Annotated in this window: 21 protein-coding genes and 1 riboswitch; of the genes, 10 read left to right on the top strand and 11 right to left on the bottom strand. The window is 64.4% G+C overall.

All coding sequences use genetic code 11. The features are described from left to right. Nucleotides 1-74: 74 nt before the first annotated feature. The gene (locus J3D46_RS00730) at nucleotides 75-1112 is read left to right on the top strand and encodes an Lrp/AsnC family transcriptional regulator (RefSeq protein ID WP_231338345.1); all 1038 of its coding nucleotides are present in this window, start codon (nucleotides 75-77) and stop codon (nucleotides 1110-1112) included. On the opposite strand, the gene J3D46_RS00725 is transcribed toward J3D46_RS00730, so the two are convergent. Further along, nucleotides 1109-1819: a cyclopropane-fatty-acyl-phospholipid synthase family protein gene (locus J3D46_RS00725; RefSeq protein ID WP_374110756.1), complete on the bottom strand. Its 711-nt coding sequence runs from the start codon at nucleotides 1817-1819 to the stop codon at nucleotides 1109-1111. The two genes, J3D46_RS00730 and J3D46_RS00725, sit on opposite strands and share 4 nt — an antisense overlap. 45 nt (nucleotides 1820-1864) lie before the next feature. Next, the gene (gene soxR, locus J3D46_RS00720; protein WP_231338343.1) at nucleotides 1865-2320 is read right to left on the bottom strand and encodes a redox-sensitive transcriptional activator SoxR; all 456 of its coding nucleotides are present in this window, start codon (nucleotides 2318-2320) and stop codon (nucleotides 1865-1867) included. Nucleotides 2321-2388: 68 nt separating this feature from the next. Here soxR and J3D46_RS00715 point away from each other — a divergent pair, with 68 nt between their 5' ends. Beyond that, on the top strand, nucleotides 2389-3789 hold the full coding sequence (locus J3D46_RS00715; RefSeq protein ID WP_231338342.1) for an MFS transporter: 1401 nt from the start codon (nucleotides 2389-2391) through the stop codon (nucleotides 3787-3789). Between the two features lie 351 nt (nucleotides 3790-4140). Continuing rightward, on the top strand, nucleotides 4141-5862 hold the full coding sequence (locus tag J3D46_RS00710) for a DEAD/DEAH box helicase (protein ID WP_231338341.1): 1722 nt from the start codon (nucleotides 4141-4143) through the stop codon (nucleotides 5860-5862). A 4-nt stretch (nucleotides 5863-5866) separates the two neighbouring features. Here J3D46_RS00710 and J3D46_RS00705 read toward each other — a convergent pair whose 3' ends face one another. From J3D46_RS00705 to J3D46_RS00685, 5 genes are all read right to left on the bottom strand, one after another. Beyond that, on the bottom strand, nucleotides 5867-6517 hold the full coding sequence (locus tag J3D46_RS00705) for an MBL fold metallo-hydrolase (protein ID WP_231338340.1): 651 nt from the start codon (nucleotides 6515-6517) through the stop codon (nucleotides 5867-5869). A 9-nt stretch (nucleotides 6518-6526) separates the two neighbouring features. Continuing rightward, nucleotides 6527-7534 (bottom strand): aldo/keto reductase, encoded by a 1008-nt coding sequence (locus J3D46_RS00700; protein ID WP_231338339.1) that lies wholly within the window; start codon nucleotides 7532-7534, stop codon nucleotides 6527-6529. A gap of 213 nt (nucleotides 7535-7747) precedes the next feature. Continuing rightward, nucleotides 7748-8122, bottom strand: a complete 375-nt coding sequence (locus J3D46_RS00695) for a multidrug efflux SMR transporter (protein ID WP_256490918.1) — start codon at nucleotides 8120-8122, stop codon at nucleotides 7748-7750. A 2-nt stretch (nucleotides 8123-8124) separates the two neighbouring features. Continuing rightward, the gene (locus J3D46_RS00690; RefSeq protein ID WP_089596307.1) at nucleotides 8125-8439 is read right to left on the bottom strand and encodes a multidrug efflux SMR transporter; all 315 of its coding nucleotides are present in this window, start codon (nucleotides 8437-8439) and stop codon (nucleotides 8125-8127) included. Nucleotides 8440-8448: 9 nt separating this feature from the next. Continuing rightward, nucleotides 8449-8514, bottom strand: a riboswitch (guanidine-III (ykkC-III) riboswitch). Between the two features lie 57 nt (nucleotides 8515-8571). Then, nucleotides 8572-9198: a HutD family protein gene (locus tag J3D46_RS00685; protein WP_231338338.1), complete on the bottom strand. Its 627-nt coding sequence runs from the start codon at nucleotides 9196-9198 to the stop codon at nucleotides 8572-8574. Nucleotides 9199-9295: 97 nt separating this feature from the next. Between J3D46_RS00685 and J3D46_RS00680 the strand changes: the two genes are divergently transcribed. The 3 genes from J3D46_RS00680 (at nucleotide 9296) to J3D46_RS00670 (ending at nucleotide 11066) form a co-directional block, all read left to right on the top strand. After that, nucleotides 9296-9892, top strand: a complete 597-nt coding sequence (locus J3D46_RS00680; protein ID WP_231338439.1) for a phosphoribosylanthranilate isomerase — start codon at nucleotides 9296-9298, stop codon at nucleotides 9890-9892. Between the two features lie 234 nt (nucleotides 9893-10126). Beyond that, the gene (locus tag J3D46_RS00675; protein ID WP_231338337.1) at nucleotides 10127-10576 is read left to right on the top strand and encodes an SRPBCC domain-containing protein; all 450 of its coding nucleotides are present in this window, start codon (nucleotides 10127-10129) and stop codon (nucleotides 10574-10576) included. Between the two features lie 88 nt (nucleotides 10577-10664). Next, nucleotides 10665-11066, top strand: coding sequence for a YccF domain-containing protein (locus tag J3D46_RS00670; protein WP_159706203.1), 402 nt, complete (start codon nucleotides 10665-10667; stop codon nucleotides 11064-11066). Here J3D46_RS00670 and J3D46_RS00665 read toward each other — a convergent pair. From J3D46_RS00665 to J3D46_RS00655, 3 genes are all read right to left on the bottom strand, one after another. Then, complete coding sequence (locus tag J3D46_RS00665; protein ID WP_253464585.1) at nucleotides 11063-12733, bottom strand: exo-alpha-sialidase; 1671 nt, start codon at nucleotides 12731-12733, stop codon at nucleotides 11063-11065. The two genes, J3D46_RS00670 and J3D46_RS00665, sit on opposite strands and share 4 nt — an antisense overlap. A gap of 85 nt (nucleotides 12734-12818) precedes the next feature. Then, on the bottom strand, nucleotides 12819-13688 hold the full coding sequence (locus J3D46_RS00660) for a DUF4031 domain-containing protein (RefSeq protein ID WP_253464582.1): 870 nt from the start codon (nucleotides 13686-13688) through the stop codon (nucleotides 12819-12821). A 131-nt stretch (nucleotides 13689-13819) separates the two neighbouring features. After that, nucleotides 13820-15154, bottom strand: coding sequence for an FAD-binding oxidoreductase (locus J3D46_RS00655; RefSeq protein WP_253464580.1), 1335 nt, complete (start codon nucleotides 15152-15154; stop codon nucleotides 13820-13822). Between the two features lie 231 nt (nucleotides 15155-15385). On the opposite strand from J3D46_RS00655, the gene J3D46_RS00650 reads away from it, so the two are divergent. From J3D46_RS00650 to J3D46_RS00635, 4 genes are read left to right on the top strand one after another with little or no spacing between them, the layout of a single operon-like run. After that, the gene (locus J3D46_RS00650; RefSeq protein ID WP_231338333.1) at nucleotides 15386-15796 is read left to right on the top strand and encodes a molybdopterin-binding protein; all 411 of its coding nucleotides are present in this window, start codon (nucleotides 15386-15388) and stop codon (nucleotides 15794-15796) included. Beyond that, nucleotides 15793-16599, top strand: a complete 807-nt coding sequence (gene modA / locus J3D46_RS00645) for a molybdate ABC transporter substrate-binding protein (RefSeq protein ID WP_253464578.1) — start codon at nucleotides 15793-15795, stop codon at nucleotides 16597-16599. Before J3D46_RS00650 ends, modA begins: the two co-directional genes overlap by 4 nt. 38 nt (nucleotides 16600-16637) lie before the next feature. Then, nucleotides 16638-17450: an ABC transporter permease gene (locus tag J3D46_RS00640; protein ID WP_253464576.1), complete on the top strand. Its 813-nt coding sequence runs from the start codon at nucleotides 16638-16640 to the stop codon at nucleotides 17448-17450. Beyond that, nucleotides 17447-18517 carry a sulfate/molybdate ABC transporter ATP-binding protein gene (locus J3D46_RS00635; RefSeq protein WP_231338330.1) on the top strand — a complete coding sequence of 357 codons (1071 nt, stop codon included), beginning with the start codon at nucleotides 17447-17449 and terminating at the stop codon, nucleotides 18515-18517. The genes J3D46_RS00640 and J3D46_RS00635 overlap by 4 nt, the downstream gene beginning before the upstream one ends. A 6-nt stretch (nucleotides 18518-18523) precedes the next feature. Here J3D46_RS00635 and J3D46_RS00630 read toward each other — a convergent pair whose 3' ends face one another. Beyond that, a complete protein-coding gene (locus J3D46_RS00630) occupies nucleotides 18524-19141 on the bottom strand; it encodes an MSMEG_1061 family FMN-dependent PPOX-type flavoprotein (RefSeq protein ID WP_231338329.1) in 618 nt (205 codons plus the stop codon). Nucleotides 19142-19222 lie beyond the last annotated feature (81 nt).

Raw genomic sequence — 19222 nt, 5'->3', positions numbered from 1 at the left:
TCAAAACATCTGGAAATATGCGCATGACCTATGGATATGACAGGAATCATGCAGCACTCTGAGAGAATCGGCTCATGGAGCTCAGTGAAGAAGATCTGCGGCTGATCAACGCCTTGCAGATATCACCCCGGATCAGCTGGTCCGACGCCGGCGAAGTCCTCGGCGTCCACGCCACCACCCTGGCGTCCCGATGGGAGCGCTTGCGGGCGGCCGGAGCGGCGTGGACAACGGCCCACCTCATGGGGGATCCGAAGGACATGTGCCTGGCCATGGTGGATATCGACTGCGAAATGCACCTCAGGCCGGACGTCACGGCCGCGGTTGCCCAACTTCCCGAGGTCATCACCGTGGAGGAAGCCGCCAGCAACCGCGACCTCACCCTGACGGTCATCACCCAGGACCTTGAACAGTTCAGCACGCATTTGTTGCCGAGGCTCAAGGAAATCCGGGGCCTCATCAAGTACCACACGGCACTCTGCACGCGGATCCACACCAGCGGCTACGCCTGGCGGCTCAACCTCCTGACCAAGACGGAACAACAGGCACTGCGGGCGCTCGCCGGACCCGAGTCGGCCAACCCTTCAGCGCCCGACACCATCGTGGTCCCGCTCCCGGAAAGCCACCTGGCGCTGATCCCGTTCCTGGCGCGTGACGGCCGCGCAACGGCGGCGGAGATCGCCCGCGCGCTGGGACGCAACCCCGCCACGGTTCAGCGCCAACTGGGGCGGGTCCTCAACAGCCGGATGCTGTCCTTCCGCTGCGAAATTGCCCAGCAGTTTTCCGGCTTCCCCATCACAGTCCAATGGTTCGCGAACGTTCCTGCGGGCGAACACGAAGCCGCCGCCACGGAACTGAGAGCTATCCGGAACATACGCTTCTCCGCGTCCACCACGGGCCGCACCAACTTCACCATGATCATGTGGCTGCGCTCGCTGGCCGATGTCATGGAAATGGAGCTCACCATCCAGCAGCGCATTCCGGGCATAGTCCTGGTGGAGAGCGTGGTCATGTTGAACACGGCAAAGCGCGTCGGGTGGATGCTGAACCCGGACTCGACCGCCACCGGAACAGTGGTTCCGCCCTACGGGGAGCTGCTGCCCGATGGTATCTAGGCGTGCTTGGTTGCCCTCAGGACGGTGTCCAAGGTGGTGCCGGACTCGCCGTTGGGACCGGTAATCGTACGTTCGCGGTCAGTGAGGATATTGACGAACCACGGCTCGCGATCCAGGCGCAGCTCGCCGGCCAACTGCTCGGGCGTGAAGAACATGCCGGAGTCGTGGTGGTGGCTCCACGACGGCAGCCCGTGTGGGTGATGCCCCACCACCAGCAAAGTGCCGCCCGGTGCCACAGCGGCCGCTGCCATTGCCACGGACTCGCGCCATGGCAGCAGGGGCGAGTGCAGGAACTGCGCCGAGACCAGATCGAAGACCGGCTCCGGTTCCCACTCAGTAAGGTCCTGCTGCTGCCAGGTGATCCGGTCCGCATGATCGGTCTCCGTTGCGTGTGCGGCTGCCCGTTCAAGCGCGACGGCGGACACATCCAACGCGGTGACCGTCCAGCCCTGCCCTGCGAGCCACAGGGCATCACCGCCCTCTCCGCAGCCCAGGTCCAGTGCCTTGCCCGGCTTCAGGCCCTCCGCTTCTGCCACGAGTTGCGGGTTCGGATTCCCGCTCCACACCCTTGACCGCTCCCGATACATTCCGTCCCACATGTCCACGGCATTGTCCGCGTCCTCATGGAGGTTCAGGCCGCCCTGCTGGGCTCCCTCGTGCTGGTGTCCGCGTTGGTGAGTGCCGGCGTCGTGAGTGTGTTCAGTCATAAGCCAAGCGTGCCGTGAGCCGCGTGCGAAAGGCAACGCTTGTTGCTATTCCGGCAAGTTCCACCGCTGGGCTCCGGCCCCTGAAGCGCCCAGCTCGTCCGACGGGTTCTGCAACGTGCACGACTTCAGGCTCAGGCAACCACAGCCGATGCATCCGTCCAGGTCGTTGCGGAGGTGCTGCAAGGCCGCGATCCGCTCGTCGAGTTCCTTGCGCCACCGCAGGGACAATTTGGTCCAGTCGCGCTTGGTAGGGGTTCGCCCGTCGGGCAAGGAGTCCAAGGCCTCGCGGATGTCCTTGAGCGGCAGGCCGACGCGCTGCGAGGTCTTGATGAATGCGACGCGCCGCAGCGTGTCGCGGCGATACCGCCGCTGGTTGCCTGCTGTCCGCTCCGCTTCGATGAGTCCGTTGCGTTCGTAGAAATGGAGGGCCGACGGCGACACTCCACTCCGCTCGGACAGCTCACCGATAGTGAGGGGCCGGTGGGTATCGACTGGCGGCATGGCGTTGCCTCCGTTGGCAGGGGTGGTGGATTGACCTCAACATTAGTTGAGGTTCTAGGCTGACGTCCATGACCTCTGACACCTCAACGGCCGGGATACTGCGCCGCCCATACTTGCTCGCCACCGTGGGGGCTTGCGCGCTCGTATTCCTCAGCGCGTTCGAGTCCCTCGCGGTGACCACCATCATGCCGCTCGTGAGCCGCGACCTGGACGGCGCCAGCCTGTATGCACTGGCCTTCGCGGGCCCGCTGGCAACGGGTGTGATGGGCATGGTGGCGGCGGGCAACTGGTCCGATCGTCGTGGTCCGGCGGCGCCCCTGTACTCCTCCGTGGCGTTGTTTGTGGCGGGACTGCTGATCGCTGGCACGGCAGGAACCATGGAAATCCTGGTGCTCGGACGGTTGGTGCAGGGACTGGGCGGCGGCGCGATGACCGTGGCCCTCTACGTGTTGGTGGCACGCGTGTACCCGCCGGCGCTGCACCCTAAAATCTTTGCCGCCTTTGCCGCGTCCTGGGTGGTCCCTTCCCTGGTTGGCCCGTTTGCGGCAGGTGTTGTTGCCCAGCTCAGCAGCTGGCATTGGGTGTTCCTGGGTGTTGTTGGGCTGGTTGTTCCGGCATTGCTGATGGTGGTTCCGGCTGTGCGGGGAATGGACTCCGAACCCGCTGCCGAACCCGTCCCCTGGGCCTTCGGTCGCATGGGATGGGCAGCGCTGGCAGCCTTGGCCGTCCTGGGACTGAACCTGTCCGCGGAGGTGCCGGGCGTGGGCGGGGTGATCGCCGTCGTCGCCCTTGTCATTGCGTTGGTGGCTGTCCGCCCGCTGGTGCCGCGCGGAACGTTGACTGCACGTCGCGGCCTTCCCAGCGTGATCCTGGTTCGCGGGCTTGCCTCGGCAGCATTCTTCGGGGCCGAGGTGTACCTGCCGTACCTGCTGACGGAGCGCTACGCGTTCACGCCGACGTTCGCCGGGCTCACACTGACCGGTGCCGCGCTGGCGTGGGCCGGAGCGTCGGCCATCCAAGGGCGGTTGGGCGCCAAGCTGGCCGACGACCTTGCCGTGAAAGTCGGTGCTGCCCTGGTGCTGATTGCCGTGATCTCCACCCTGGTGACCGCAGCGTTCGCTCTGCCCGCGTCCGTGGCCATTGCTGGTTGGATCCTGGCTGGTGGCGGCATGGGGCTCATGTACCCAAGGCTGTCTGTGATGACGTTGGCCCTTTCCACCCCGGAAAACCAAGGTTTCAACAGCGCCGCCATGTCCATCTCCGATTCCCTCGGCGGCGCGCTGTCCCTCGCCGCCACGGGACTCGTCTTCGCTGCATTTACGACGACGAACTCGTTTGCGGGGGTCTTCGCGCTGACGGCGGTGATCGCCGTCGTCGGGGTTCTGATTGCGCCGCGCGTCGCCGCCCGGGCTGCCGCATCCGAATCCGACGCCTCGAGCGCTGAACCCGAGCTCACGCGCCACTCCTGACCCGTTGTGGGGCCTGCTCTGCGCGCTTCGCGAGCCCGGAAGGGCGCAAAGCGGGCCCCACAAGAAGGGCCCCGAGCTGCCCCGATGAGGGTCCATCGTGGAAACACTGCTAAGCTAGGAACACTTGATGTGCGGTGACGCCCTGAAGCAGGTGGCCTGAAAGGCTGCGCGACGGGGCATTTTTCATGTGAGAGGCACATCCTGCGTCGATGAACGCGTTCTATTTGGTCCCGGCCACCGCTGTTGCAGCGAACCGGTAGATCACCTGACTTTTCCTCGGCGAACCCCTGGCCCAACCGGCGTCGGGGGCCGATGTCCGCACTTGGACACCGCCCGAAAGACATGAAGTTTATGACTACTTTTGCTGCCCTTGGCACGCCCAAGCCCATTGCTGAATCCCTCGCCGCAGATGGCATCGAAGAGGCATTCCCCATCCAGGTGAAGACCCTCCCGGACACCCTCGCAGGCCGCGACGTCCTGGGCCGTGGCCGCACCGGCTCCGGTAAGACCATTGCTTTCGCCATCCCGCTCGTGGCCCGCTTGGCCGAGCGCGAAGCAAAGCACTTCCGCAAGCCGGGCCGCCCCATGGGCCTGGTCCTTGCACCGACCCGTGAACTGGCAACCCAGATCAACGCCACCATTGAACCGCTGGCCAAGGCCATGGGCCTGAACACCACGGTCATCTACGGTGGCATCTCCCAGGCACGCCAGGAAAAGGCGCTGCGCGCCGGCGTCGACATCGTCATCGCCTGCCCGGGCCGCCTCGAAGACCTGATCCGCCAGCGCATCCTGACCCTCGAAGCCGTTGAGGTCACCGTGCTGGACGAGGCCGACCACATGGCCGACCTCGGCTTCCTCCCGGTCGTCAAGAAGCTTATGGACATGACCCCCACCCAGGGTCAGCGCCTGCTCTTCTCCGCAACGCTGGACAACGGTGTTGACAAGCTGGTCAACCGTTACCTGTCCAACCCGCTGACGCACTCCGTGGACGATCCCCAGGCCGCTGTCACCACCATGGAGCACCACGTCCTGGTGGTCAACGACCAGACCGTCAAGAAGCAGCTCATCGTCGAACTGGCCTCCGGCGCCGGCCGCCGCGTCCTCTTCATGCGGACCAAGCACCACGCCCGCAAGCTTGCCAAGACCCTGACCGACGCCGGCATCCCCGCCGTCGACCTCCACGGCAACCTGTCGCAGAACGCCCGCGACCGTAACCTTGCCGAGTTCTCCAACGGTGACGTCCGCGTCCTGGTGGCCACCGACGTCGCAGCCCGCGGCGTGCACGTTGACGACGTCGAACTCGTTATCCACGTGGACCCGCCCACAGAGCACAAGGCGTACCTGCACCGCTCAGGCCGTACGGCCCGCGCAGGTTCCGATGGCACCGTGGTCACCCTGACGCTCCCCGAGCAGCAGAGCGACGTCAAGAAGCTCATGAAGGCTGCCGGCGTTGACGTTTCGTTTGAACGCGTGACCGCCAACTCCCCGTTGGTTGCTGACCTGGTGGGCGACATCGCGGACAAGGTTGACCCCCGCACCCGTGCAGCTCTCCTCGCGGCGAAAGCCCCGCAGGGTGGCGGCACGTCCACCGGCGCCAACGCCCAGCGCAAGCGCGCACGCCGTTCCACGCAGGCTGCTCCCACCGCGGGTGGCCGTGGCGGTCGCGGCGGACGCGGCAAGGTTGGGGCTGAGCCGGTTCGTACGGACACCAACCGTGCCGATCGCCGCGCAGCAGCGAACGACGACGTCGCCCGCAGCTCACGTGGTCGCGGCAAGGCAGCTTCCACGCACCGCAACGACGTTCCCGGCTCGCAGGGGCAGAACGGCCGCAGCGGTCGTCCGGCTACCGGCCAGCGCTCAGCTTCGGCTCCGCGCACGGCATCCACCACGAGCACCCGCACCGGTGGAAACAAGGCCGTATGGTCTTCCGCCACGGGCGCTACGTCCGGTGGATCCTACGGTTCGGGTGCCTCCGGCAACTCCGGTCGCGGTGGCTCCGGCGCAGGTCGTCCGGCCCGCAGTGGCCCGCGTCGTGCATCGGCTCCCGCTTCCAACGAGCGTCGCGGCCGCTAACGACTCACCAGCCTCGGGCGCGCCACTCCTCAAGGTGTGGCCGCTCGGCGCCAAGGGTCGTGGGCAATCCATGGCCAGGGTGCACCACGGTTTCGTCCGGATAGGCGTCGAACAGTCGTTCCGACACGTCGTTCAACAGTGAAGTGAAGCGTGCAGGATCTTTCTGTGTGTTGCCGACGCCTCCCGGAAACAGCGAGTCTCCACTGAAAATGTGGGCAGGCCCGTCTGGATCCTGGTACACGAAAGCGATCGAGCCCGGGGTGTGTCCACGCAAGTGGACTGCTGAGATCTCGAAGTCGTCAAAGCGCTCAACGTCGCCATGACTAAGCCGGACGTCCACTGGAACCGGCAACGCATCGGCGTCGTCCGCTCCGGCTGAGGTGGTCGCGCCGGTAACGGCGACCAATTCCGGCAGGGCCCGGACGTGGTCCCAGTGCTGGTGAGTGGTGGCGATCCTGACCAGTTTGGTGGGGGCCGACGAATCGGCAGCACTGTCTTCCAGCATTTGCTGAATAGCCGGGAGGTCGTCTGCTGCGTCGATCAGCAGCTGCCCACCTGTGGACTTTGAGGTCAACAGGTAGACGTTGTTGTTCATCTCGCTGACCGAAATGCTGCGGATAGTGACGTCACGCAATGAGTGAATAAGCGAATCCATCGTGTCAGTCTATGCAGTTGCCGGGTTGCCTTCGCGGCCCTGCGATACCCAGTTGGGGTCGGCCGAGCGTGAACCCACGACGGCGGCCGCGGCTTGGTCGAGCACCTCACGTTGTGCTGTCCCCAGTTGCAGGGACAGTGCCCCCAGGTTCTCGTCGATCCGGTGCGTTTTGCGCGTGCCGGGGATGGGAACCACGGAAATCCCGAGGCGCTGACCTTGGGTGAACAGCCAAGCCAGGGCTACCTGGGCAGGAGTTGCATCCAGCCCGCTGGCTACCTCGCGAACCGCGGCCACGACGGCCTGGTTTGCATCAAGTGCCTCGTCGCCAAAACGGGGGATCTTATGGCGGAAGTCATTCTCGCCGAGGTCACCCGCGCTGACGGTTCCCGTGAGGAACCCTCGGCCCAGCGGCGAATACGGCACGAACCCAACGCCAAGTTCCTTGGCTGCAGGAACAACGTTGAGCTCAACATCCCTGCTCCAGATTGACCATTCACTCTGGACTGCGGCAATGGGATGGACGGCGTTGGCCTGCCTGAGCTCCTCGGCTGTCACTTCGGACAGTCCGAGGTGCCGGACCTTGCCCTCACGGACCAGCTCCGCCATGGCCTCCACGGTTTCCACTATCGGAACGCGGAGGTCGCGGCGGTGCAGGTAGTAGAGGTCAATCACGTCAGTGTCCAGGCGGCGGAGGCTCGCTTCTGCCGCTTGCCTGACGTAGGGCGCATCCCCGCGGACTCCCGTGTACCCGTCCGCGGGGTTGCCCTCAATTCCGAATTTCGTGGCCACTTGGATTTCGTCACGGCGCTCTTTCAGGAGCTTGCCCACGAGTTCCTCGTTGCTTCCGGCGCCGTATACATCGGCGGTGTCGATGAACGTGATGCCCGCATCCACGGCGTGCCTCAGCGTTTTGAGCCCTTCCTGGGGATCGATGCCGCCGTAGACAGGGGTCAGGGCCATCCCGCCGAAACCGAGGGGGCTTACCTTGAGGCCATCGCCGAGTTGAACTGCAGTCATGAACTTCTCCAATGCGCGTAGGTGTTCCAGAGGGCCCTTTGTTGGCGTGAACTCTGTGGCCGCGGTGGGTATTCCTGCTGGGCCCCCCGACTTGGAGTAAGTGTGCGGTGTTGCCCTGCCCCAATTCGACGGCTTGCTGCGCATTCGATGGTAGGAGACGTCTCATGCGCAGCGGGCCATCGAAATGGACCAGCGACCGCGGTGGGGTGTTCGCTACTCGGCTTTGGCCACGGACTTATCGGCAGGCAAGGCCTTCAAACCGGCAGCACAGCCCACGATTCCCGCGATGAAGAGCAGCTTCAGCGGGCTCGCGGACTCCACGCCCGTGATCATGGCCCAGCCAACAGTGAGAGCTGCGCCGATGCCCACCCACACCGCGTAGGCAGTTCCCAAGGGGATTCGTTTGACCGCGATGCCCAGTCCGAGCATGCTCAACACCGCAGTAATCGTGAAGACCACGGTGGGCATGAGCTGCGTGAAACCATTGGAGAGGCCCAAAGCGGTGGCCCACACGGCTTCGAGCAGTGCCGATGCCAAGAGGATTGCCCAGGAGATGCCGTTGCCGGTGTTCTTTGTCTTAGCAGTCATGGCTATGCCACCACCTTCAGGCCGACCACACACGCGCCGATTCCAGCAAGCAGGAGCAGCCGGGCCGTCGTCGCACGTTCAACCTTGGTGACCATCGCGTACGTTGCGGTCAGTACGACACCGACGCCAACCCACACTGCATAAGCCGTGCCCGTGGGGATGGACTGCATCGCGATGGCGAGTCCGGCCATGCTGGCGACGACCGACACCAGGAAAACGACTGTGGGGACGGGTTTACGGAAGCCCTTGGACCGGTGGAGCGCTGCGGCCCAGACGGCCTCGAGTGCTCCGGAAAGAATGAGAATTATCCACGACATGACATTTCCTTTGGCCAGTCTTGTCGCATTCCGGGTACTGAACCGTCGTCCGGAGGTTCCAGAGCGGAACCTTCATTTCAGGCTAGCAACTCCCGCGCGGGGTGGCCACCTCTGGTGGTTAACGTCACCACCTCAGGCGTGGGCCTCCACGTGGTCGATCGAGATGACAGCGATGAATCCGCGGCCCGAGATCTCCGGACTCCGGGTATCGGAGCCGACTACGGCGTCGTACCGTGACAGCTCGACGGGTTCGGCCGCGCTGGGTGCCGGGGCGTCGCCGTCGGACTCTTCCTCCACAGCGGCGCCCGGCGCAACTGTGGCTTTGCCCTCGAGCAGGATGGCAAGCTGGCCCTCGAAAACCGGGTGTGCGCGCTTCTTGGAGATCTCCACGATGGAGGTGTAGCCCTTGAACGCGCCTTTGCGCGCAATGACGTTGAGATCCCGGATGTCACCAGTAGGGAGGGTGGCTCCCGATGCGGCCTCGCCCGAGAACCGGAACGGCCGGTACTTCTCCAGAGGGTGCTCGGCTCCGTCCACAGTGAGGAGCAGCAGTTCGCCTTCGATGATGGTGATCACGCGCTCCATGCCCGGGAAGGTGGAGAATTCTCCGGCTTTGGAGACGTCGGCGATGCTGACGCGCCAATCCCATGCCCCGTCCTGGGCCGAAGCGGCTTTCGGATGGCTGGCCAGTTCACGGGTCACCCCGCCCCCATTGCGCCATGGTTCAGGATGGATGTCGGCAAAGCGGATGATCTCCATCCGACCAGCCTAGTGGTGGACACCGGTTCTGCGTTGGCATTGCGGCTTGCTAACGTCATATGTGGAAAACGTTGTGAGTATGGCTGGAGGCACGGGAATGTTCGTCAAAGTGTGCGGATTGAGCACGCCCGAATCCGTGCGGGAAGCCGTCGACGCCGGTGCGGACGCCGTCGGCTTCGTCCTCACCACCAGCCCCCGTGAAGTCAGCCCTGAACAGGTGCGTATCCTGCTGCCCTTGGTGCCGCCGGGTGTTCAGGCAGTGGGTGTCTTCCGGCACGAGGCCGCAGCTGATGCCGTCGCCATCGCCCGTGACGCAGGGCTTGGGTGGGTACAGCTCCATGGTCACCGGACTGCCAACGACGTCAAAACCGTGCACGACGCCGGGATGCGGCTCATCCGCGCAGTCACCATGGGAGCCGCCCGGGACGAGTTCGCTGACCTGGGCGAGGAAGTGTTCCTGATCGACGCCGCCGTGCCGGGTTCGGGGGAGTCCTGGGACTACGCGTCCGTGCGGGAGAAGGGCCTCGACGGCAGGGAGTGGCTGCTGGCAGGTGGACTTGAACCCGGCAACGTCGCCTTCGCTGCCGCTGTTGCCGGAGCTTGGGGAGTGGACGTTTCTTCTGGCGTCGAGGCATCGCGCGGAGTGAAGGACCTGGCCAAAATCCGCGCCTTCGTCCACGCCGCCAAAGCCTGATCCTCTCTCACCTTCCGCGGGTTTAAGGCCGTTCCTCTCTCACCTTCCGTTAGCTTTCGGTGGTCGCTCTCTCACCTCCAGCCGTCCCTGCGGTGATCAGGTGAGAGATGGTTGATGAAAACGGGTGATTAGGTGAGAGAGCATCGGACTTGTCACTGGCACCCCCTAGAATCGCTCCCAACAGCAGGTCCACCGCTGAAACGCATCGAGAACCACGGAAACCAGGAGCCAAGCATGAGCACGGAACACTTCACCCTGACCATGAGCCGCGAGTTCGACGCCCCCCGTGAGAAGGTTTTCGAAGCGTGGATGGAGCCGGACAAGCTCACCCAGTGGTTCGGACCCGTGGAAGTGGACGCTCCCCGCGACAAGATCATCGTCGAGCCCCGGGTGGGCGGTATCTGGCAGGTCGTCATGGTGTGGTCGGACGAGAATGGCGAGCAGTCGGCCCCCATTGAAGCCGTGATCACCGAGTTGGACACGCCGGCCCTCTTGGTCGCAACAGCCAAAGCTGCTCCGGACGCCGATCACGAATTCGAAGAAATGCGCCTTGAATTCGAAGACCTCAACGGCCGTACACGCATGAACGTCACTCAGGGTCCGTTCGAATCGGAAGAGTGGGTAGACATGACCCGCGATGGCTGGGGCACTTCGTTCGACAAGCTGGACGCGCTCCTGGCCTAGCCCTGCGTACGAACCCGGCGATGAGTCAGGGAAGAATCAGGGCAGACCCCTACGCTTTTTGTCGGGCCCGCAGGGGAGAATGGGGACTATGAAAACGATCCTTAACGTCATCTGGCTTGTCTTCGGTGGGTTTTGGCTGGCCTTGGGTTATTTCGCGGCCGGCATCATTTGCTGCGTGCTCATCGTGACCATCCCGTGGGGCATAGCTTCGTTCCGGATTGGCGCATATTGCCTGTGGCCCTTCGGTCGGATGGTGGTTGAGAAGCCGGGCGGCACAGGTGTCTTCGCGCTTCTCGGCAACGTTATCTGGTTGCTGGTGGCGGGCATCTGGATCGCTATCGGTCACGTGGTCACCGCAGTTGCAATGGCCATCACCATCATTGGCATCCCGCTGGCGATCGCCAACCTGAAGCTGATCCCGGTGTCGCTGATGCCGCTCGGCAAGCAGATTGTCCCTACCAGCCAGCCGTTCGTCAGCACCTACCGCTAAGAAGCAGAAACCGCGCCGGTGCGCAGATCGAGACTGAACGTCCGATCCCTTCGCACCGTCCCGCCGTCGGCCTCTGCAGTGAACGCGAGTTCCAGCGTGCTGTGCCCGTTGTCCGACGCCGTGATGGTGTACGTCGGCGTGAAGTAGAGAACGTGCTCGCCGGGCGGCAGGTCCGCGGGTGGGAAGTCACCGGGGTTGTCGTGCGGTCCGAGTAGTACGACGCCGGTAGCCGTCCCGGTGCCGACATTGCGGACTCGCCCGGTGAAGGCAAGGATGTCCCCGGCCTTGTAGCCGGGGACGATGGGGCCGTAGTTGAGGTCCTGCGCCTCCCGCGTGCCAAGAACCTGGTCCCCAGCGTAGCCTTGGCCGATTTCCTTCCAGGTCTGCACATCCCATTCACCGTCGCTGTTGGAGGGGATCACGTGGAAGTCGCCGGCGTTCTGCCACACCGCGGGCCTGCCTGGGGTGACAGAGCGTAACTCCATGTCAAAGACCAAGCCGGCCGGTTCCGAAGCATCCGGAACAGCCCGGGGTGGAGCGGAAAGCTGCTTAGTGAGCTGCTCGGCAGGGATCGATGCGAACACGATCTCCCGGTACCCCTGCCTTTCATAGAGAACCCCGATGTTCCCATCCGGTAGCCGCGTCACCGTCGAGTACGCCGAACTGCCGCCGCAGAGCAACAGCTTGGCGGGCCAGGTGGCGCCGTTGTCGGGGGAGAGGCCTAGGACGGTGTTGCGACGCAGATGCGGGTCGTGGTTGTTGCTCGCGAGCAGCCAGGATGAAGTCTCCGGCGTGGCAAGGGCAGCAACACTTGGCAGACCGTCGAAGCGCGCCAAGGAACCGTTGTCGCTGGGGTCCGGCAAATCCGGAATAGCCTGCAGCGGGCTCCACGTCTGACCGCCGTCCTCGGACTCGGCGGACAATCTGCAGGGCGTGGCCCGTGAATGCAGGAGCAGCCGGCCATCGTCCAAGCACACAACTTTGTTTTCGTTGGGCCCTATCCCGGCGGGACCCGCTCCAATCAGGTCACCCAGGGCCCAGGTATCGCCATGGTCGTCGCTGAATGCAGATGCAGCCATGATGTCGCCGTCCACTAACAGCACAAACTGCTGCACCAACCGTCCCCTGTACGGCCCGGCATGCATCTGGATTCCTTGTCCCGCCGCGGCGAAAAGGCCTGTTGCTCCGCGCACTTTGAGCTGCGAGGTGAGCCGACGGTGCTGCCAGGTGTCGCCGTCGTCGTCGGAGAAGCTGACATCTGCGTGCTGGACGTCGTCATCGGGCTCCAAACCGGAGACGGCCTCGAAGAAGCCCGCGTGCGTCCCGGCGGAATGGAACATGAAGATGCGGCCGGTTTCGGCGTCCACCAGCAGGCTCGGGTCCCCGAAGCCGTGGAGTCCCGATCCTGCGCGGACCAGCTGCTGCGACTCCCAGGTGACCCCGTTGTCGTAGCTGCGGCGCAGGAGGAGATCGATGGGATTGGGGAGATCGTCCAAGTTGGGCCGGCCGTCGTAGGCGGCCAACACGGTGCCCCGCGTGCTGACGGCAAGCGCCGGGATGCGGTACTGACGGTAACCGCCGATGCCCCGGAGAGCCAGAACATGCTCAATGTCGGGGACGGCCAAGGGCATTCCAGGGCGGGAAGAGCTCAAGAGGTAGGAGGTCACACCTCCATGCTAGCCCGAAGCCACACGCGCCGATAGCCTTGGCGGGTGACCAACAGAGCCCGGCTGCAAGCCGGTGGCGGACTGCTCACGCCATTTCGCCGGCGAGGTTGCGCCGGGCAGCGTCCAGCCACAGATCCTTGGCGCGTTCGCCGTGGAACAGCGGGTCAAGGCTTTGGAGATGGCGTACGACGGCGGCGCGACCGGTCGCGAAGTCGTCGTCGCTGACGTAGGCGTAGTCTTCCCGGACGGCGGCCAGGTAGCGTGCGTAGGCCTGTTCGTCGCCGCCGAGGACGGAGAGGTCGGCGTCGCAGAGGAGTGCCCCGGCGTGGTCGCCAGGCTCTGGGGAGTGGCTGGACGTGAGCCGGACCAGCCGCGCCACCTCGGCCACATCGGCGGGAGCCAAACCGGCAGCCATGAGACGGTCCTCGGCCAGCAGGGCTGAGTCCTCCTCATCCTTCCCGGCAACACCTTCATAAACGGCATCGTGGAACCACGCCGCCAAGGAGACGGTCCGCGCAGGCAGCGCCGGTTCGGTCAGGACGTCCAGTGCTTCCAGAACTGCCAGGAGATGTGTGCGGCTGTGATACTTCCTGCCGTCCTCGCCCCACCGCTCCAACAGCTCAAGCCCCAGCTCCTCATGGCCGGGGAAGATACTGTTCCAACGCTCCATCAGAGGAACTGTCAAGGCTTTACTCCGCTCCCTCGCAGGAATCCGCAGGCCGCTGGCGATGAGTTTTCGGACCAGCACCCGAGCCTCCACCGGGATTGCACCGGCGAGCACGAGATCGTCATAGCGGCGTTCCGGAACGTCGTAGTGGTCCCCGTCGAAGGCTCGCTCCGGAACCCCCGCGGCGGCTGCGAACGCGTGGAGCTCGTCCAGCGACGTGTCCGAAACCAGGTGCGAAAATACGGTCCCGTGCGCTGGCCACAGGGGCGGATCGACGTAGATGGCCATTGCCAAAGTGTAGTCCCAGGCGATCCTTCCCAGTTGCCGGCCATCGGGGCGTCTACCGCCGTGCTGCGCCCCGGAAATACGGGCTTCACTGCCCGCGCTGTTCACGGCAACTGGGAAGGAGCGTAGGAGAATCAGCGTTCCGCGGGCAGGATGTTCTGGTTGCCGCGGAACACGTTGTCAGGATCGAACTCACGTTTCACCAAGGACAGCCGGCGATAGTTCTGCTCCCCATAGGCCGCCATGATCCGGTCCTGGCCTTCGTCGCCGATGAAGTTCAGCCACACTCCGCCTGTGGTGTGCGGGGCGATGTCCTGCCGGAACTGCTTGACCCATGCTTTGGCGTCCTGGCCGCCCTCCCGTGTCTCGGATAAACCGAAGGGATGGCTGACCCATGCCGCTCCGCGGTGCTGCAAGGGCGTCTCAGCCGCGGCAGGCCCGGAAACAGCCCCGCCCCAACGGGCCACCAGTTGCTGCGAATGGGGACCAGGGAGCCGCTGCGCCGAATCAACCAGGAGATCGAGCGCATCATCGCTGAGCTCGTTGTGGTAGTCGGCGCTCCAGTAGTTGTAGAGGTCCGGAGGGTCATCGATCATGCACTGGAAGTCCGCGTAGCCCATGGGAGAGACCAGGTCCACAGCGGGGCCAAGATCGCGGAACGGCTTCGCGTGCTCTTCACCGGCCTCCATATCCCCGGCGTAAAGATAGGCCATGCCGACGGCGAGCTTGCCCACCATGTTTTCCGGGACGAACTCTTCCGGGGGTGCGGTGAGGTACACGAGCGCTGTTCCGACGGCGTCGGGCGCGTCAAGGGCAAGCTGTCGGTAGGCCCGGGACAAATCCGTGGCATCCTCACCGGGAAACAGCATCAGGCCGGCCATGACGGTGGGCCCAAGATCGTGCAGTTTGAAGGTCAAGGACGTGGCCACTCCGAAGTTCCCGCCGCCGCCATGGAGTGCCCAAAACAGCTCCGGGTTTTCTCCGGCGCTTGCGGTCACACGATCGCCGGAGGCGGTGACCAGGTCCACGGCGAGCAGGTTGTCGCACGCGAAACCGTACGAACGCTCCAGCCATCCCGAGCCGCCGCCCAACGTGAATCCGGAGAGTCCGGTGGTGGACGCGCGGCCGCCGGTGACGGCCAGGCCGTACTGTTGCGTTGCGCGGTCGAATTCGCCCCACGTGAGTCCGGCGCCGGCGGTGGCGGTCTTCGCTTCTGGGTTGACGCTGATCGATTTCATGGGGCGGACGTCAATGACCAACCCGTTGTCGTTGGTGGACATACCGGCCACCGAGTGTCCGCCTGATCGCACCGCTACGTCCAAATTGTGGTTCCGCGCGTAGCTGAGGGCCTCGGCAACCTCGCCGGGACCGGAACATTTTGCAATGACGGCAGGCTTGCGGTCGATCATCGCATTGAAGAGTTTACGGGCTTCGTCATAGTCCGGGTTGTCCGGACGAATCCATTCCATGGGACGTTCCTTTGAATGTGAAACTCTCCCCCAGAACAGGGTACGGCGGCGGGTCCCTGTGAACCATGGGTAGCGCAAAGAAGTACGACGGCGGCCGCGCCGTTCGCGCCTGACGCACCCATGCTGACCGGTGCGACGGGGCGCAATAACTTGAATCCGGGCATCAAGTCATATTTCGTATGCGGAACAAACAAGGCATCAGAACCGCAAACACGGAACTACACTCATTCCATGCCGCAAATACGAATTTCCGAAGCCGCCCGCTTCCTAGGTGTCAGCGACGACACCGTGAGGCGTTGGACGGAAAACGGAACGCTGACCGCCCAGAAGGACCCAGCTGGACGCCTCGCCGTGGACGGATTGGAACTCGCCACGCTTGCCCGCGACCAGTCCCACCTCCCTGACGACCCCTCGCGGTCGGGAAGTTCGGCGCGGAACCGTTTCGTCGGCCTGGTCACAGGAATCACCGCGGACAAGGTCATGGCCCAAGTAGAGCTGCAGTGTGGTCCGTTCCGGGTGGTGTCCCTCATGAGCAGCGAAGCCGTCCGGGAACTCGGGCTGGAACTCGGTTCAGTCGCCACCGCCGTGGTTAAGGCCACCACCGTCATTATCGAAACTCCGCAGGGAAAGAGCATCATATGAGGACCCTCCACCTGAAGAAGAGCATTCTGGCCATATCGGTTGCGGTCGGGTTGGCCAGCGCGCTCGCGGCCTGCGGCACCACGGCACCCGCCGCAACACCATCGAGCACCGGCAGCACGTCCCAGTTGAGCGGAACAGTGACCGTCTTTGCGGCAGCCTCCCTCAAGTCAACCTTTACTCAACTGGCCAAGGACTTCGAAGCCAGGAACCCCGGCACCAAGGTAACCCTGAGCTTTGCCGGCTCCTCCGACCTGGTCACGCAGATCAGCCAGGGCGCTCCTGCCGACATCTTCGCTTCCGCCGACACCAAGAACATGACAAAGCTGGCCGACGCCAAACTGCTGGACGGTGCCGCTACGAACTTCGCCACCAACGTCCTGGAGATCGCAGTCCCGCCCAGCAACCCGGCGTCGATCTCTTCCTTCGCAGACCTCGCCAAGCCCGGCGTTAAAGTCGTCACCTGCGCCAGCCAGGTTCCTTGCGGCGCGGCAACAGACACGGTTGCGAAGGCCAGCGGCATCACGCTGACCCCCGTCAGTGAGGAATCTTCGGTGACCGATGTCCTCGGCAAAGTCACCTCGGGCGAGGCCGATGCCGGTCTGGTCTACGTCACGGACATCAAGGGGGCCGGCGACAAGGTCAAGGGTGTGCCCTTCCCGGAGTCGGACAAGGCCGTCAATACGTATCCGATCGCCACGGTAAGCTCCAGCCAGAACAAGGAACTGGCAGCGGCCTTCATCGCCGCGGTCACCAGTGAAGCAGGCAAGAAGGTTCTGGGCGACGCCGGATTTGGCGCACCGTAGCCTGGCTTTGCCACTGAACGCACAGCTGTAAGGGGAACATGAAGAGCACCACCGGCTATCAAGGCATCCCGCGTTGGATCTACGCCATTGCAGCCGTGGGTGGACTCCTGGTTGTCCTCCCGTTGGCGGCAATGCTCGCCAAGGTGAACTGGCCGCAGTTCATCCCGCTCGTCACGTCCGAATCCTCGCTGGCCGCCCTGGGATTGAGCTTGCGAACCTCGGCCGCCAGTACTCTGCTGTGCGTCGTGCTGGGAGTTCCATTGGCGTTGGTGCTGGCCCGGGGCGAGTTCCGGGGCCAGCGGCTCCTGAGGGCCTTCGTCCTCTTGCCGCTGGTGCTGCCACCCGTCGTCGGCGGCATCGCGCTCCTGTACACGTTTGGGCGGCAGGGCCTCCTGGGGAAGTCCCTGGAGGTAGCGGGCATCCAGATTGCGTTTTCCACCACCGCGGTGGTGTTGGCCCAAACGTTCGTAGCCTTGCCCTTCCTGGTGGTCAGCTTGGAGGGTGCCCTGCGATCAGCTGGAAACAAATATGAGGCCGTCGCGGCGACACTCGGGGCCCGACCCACCACGGTCCTGCGCCGTGTCACGCTTCCGCTGGTCCTGCCGGGGCTGGCGTCGGGAGCCGTGTTGTCGTTCGCGCGCAGCCTGGGGGAGTTCGGCGCGACGCTGACGTTTGCCGGAAGCCTTGAAGGGGTGACGCGCACGCTGCCGCTGGAGATTTATCTTCAACGGGAGACCGACGCCGACGCTGCCGTCGCGCTGTCCCTGGTCCTGGTGGCTGTCGCGGTGGCTGTGGTGGGGCTCAGTTATGGACGCCGGCGCAGCAGCACACCTTCGGAGGTCCCAGCATGAGCTTCGAACTGCAAGCCAGCCTCCGCGCCAGGGACTTCGACATGTCACTCAGCCTCGCCGACGGCGAAACTGTGGCCATCCTCGGTCCCAACGGTGCGGGCAAATCCACTTTGCTGGGTGTGATTTCCGGGCTGTTGCGACCGGATTCCGGTTCGGCACGGATCGCAGACAAACAGCTGTTCAACCTCGACGCCGGTACTCGCCATTGGAGCCCGCCCCACCTCCGCGGGACTGCGCTGCTGGCCCAGGAGGCGCTGCTGTTTCCGCACCTGAACGCCCTGGACAACGTGGCGTTCGGTCCGCGGAGTGCCGGAGCTTCCAAAGTGGCGGCACGGGAAACCGCGCAGCACTGGCTTGCCGAAGTGGACGCCCTGCCCCTGGCCAACCGAAAGCCCTCGCAACTATCCGGCGGGCAGGCCCAACGTGTGGCAGTGGCCCGCGCTTTGGCCGCCGAGCCCGAGCTCCTCCTTCTCGATGAGCCCATGGCCGCCCTCGATATCCATGCGGCACCGTTGCTTCGCCGCGTGCTCAAACGCGTTTTGAAGGATCGGAAGGCCATCATCGTCACCCACGATGTCCTGGACGCCTACATGCTGGCCGACCGTGTCATCGTGGTGGAAAAGGGCCGGATCGCAGAGGAAGGCCCCACCCGTCAGGTCCTTGAACGGCCCAGGAGCCATTTCGCAGCTGGTTTGGCGGGCCTGAACCTCGTCACCGGCACCATCACCGAGGAGGGAATCACGACGCCGGATGGCCGGGTTTTCGCCGGCCAGCATGATCCGGGCTGGTCACCCCTGCCCGGACAGGCAGGCGTGGCGGCGTTCCCGCCGTCGAGCGTTTCCGTCTTCCTTGGCGAGGTGCACGGAAGCCCCCGCAATTCGTTTGCCGTCACCATCACGGACCTTGAGCCGCATGGGGACCAGATCCGGGTCCGCGCCGCGGGCGGTCCGGCCCAAGCATTGTCCGCCGACATCACCCCCGCGGCGTCCGCCGACCTTGGACTTGTCCCGGGCATGGACGTGCGGTTTGTGGTCAAGTCTGCGCTGGTTGCGGTCTATCCGGCCTGAGCCTGTCTACTCCCGATACATCTTCTCCGCGTAGGACGGTCCGTAATAGGTCTCCAGCTCTTCCAGCGGAGTTTCCGGTTGCGTGTAGGCCTGTGAAAGCACCGCGATGCTCGGCAGGTCGCCGGTCTCCCAGGTCTCGGGTTGCCAGAGTCCGCTTCGCATGAAGGCCTTGCCGCAGTGCGTGAACACTTCCTCCACTGAGACCACGACGGCGGCGCGCGGCCGGTGGCCTTTGACCACCATCAGGTCGAAGAAGTCGGCGTCGCGGACAATTTGCGCGGTCCCGTTGATCCGCAGGGTATCCGTGCGGCCCGGGACCACGGAGAGAATGCCGACGTTCGGGTTCTCCAGGATGTTGTGGAAGCCGAAGGCGAGCTTGTTGCCCGGCCGTTCCGGGATGGCAATAGTGTGCTGGTCCAGGACGAGGATAAATCCAGCGGGGTCGCCTTTGGGTGAGGCGTCAACGCGCCCCTGTGCGTCCGTCGTCGAGATCACGCAGAAGGGGCTGGCGGCCAGCCATTGCCTGTCGAAATCGCTGAGCGCTGTTCGCACCTTCCGGCGCACGCGTTCAAGCGGCAGTCCGATCAATTCTTCGAGTTCGTCAGCACTTGAAATGGCGTCCATGCCCCCAGCCTAAGCTGCTTGCCAAGCCGGTGGCTCTGGACACCTGTTTCGCCGTGGGCAAACATGGAACACAGTGGGCCA

The organism is Paenarthrobacter sp. A20 (genome assembly GCF_024168825.1).
Classification (GTDB): domain Bacteria; phylum Actinomycetota; class Actinomycetes; order Actinomycetales; family Micrococcaceae; genus Arthrobacter.
The sequence above is the reverse complement of the archived record's forward strand: the minus strand, read 5'-3'. Positions and strand labels throughout refer to the sequence as shown.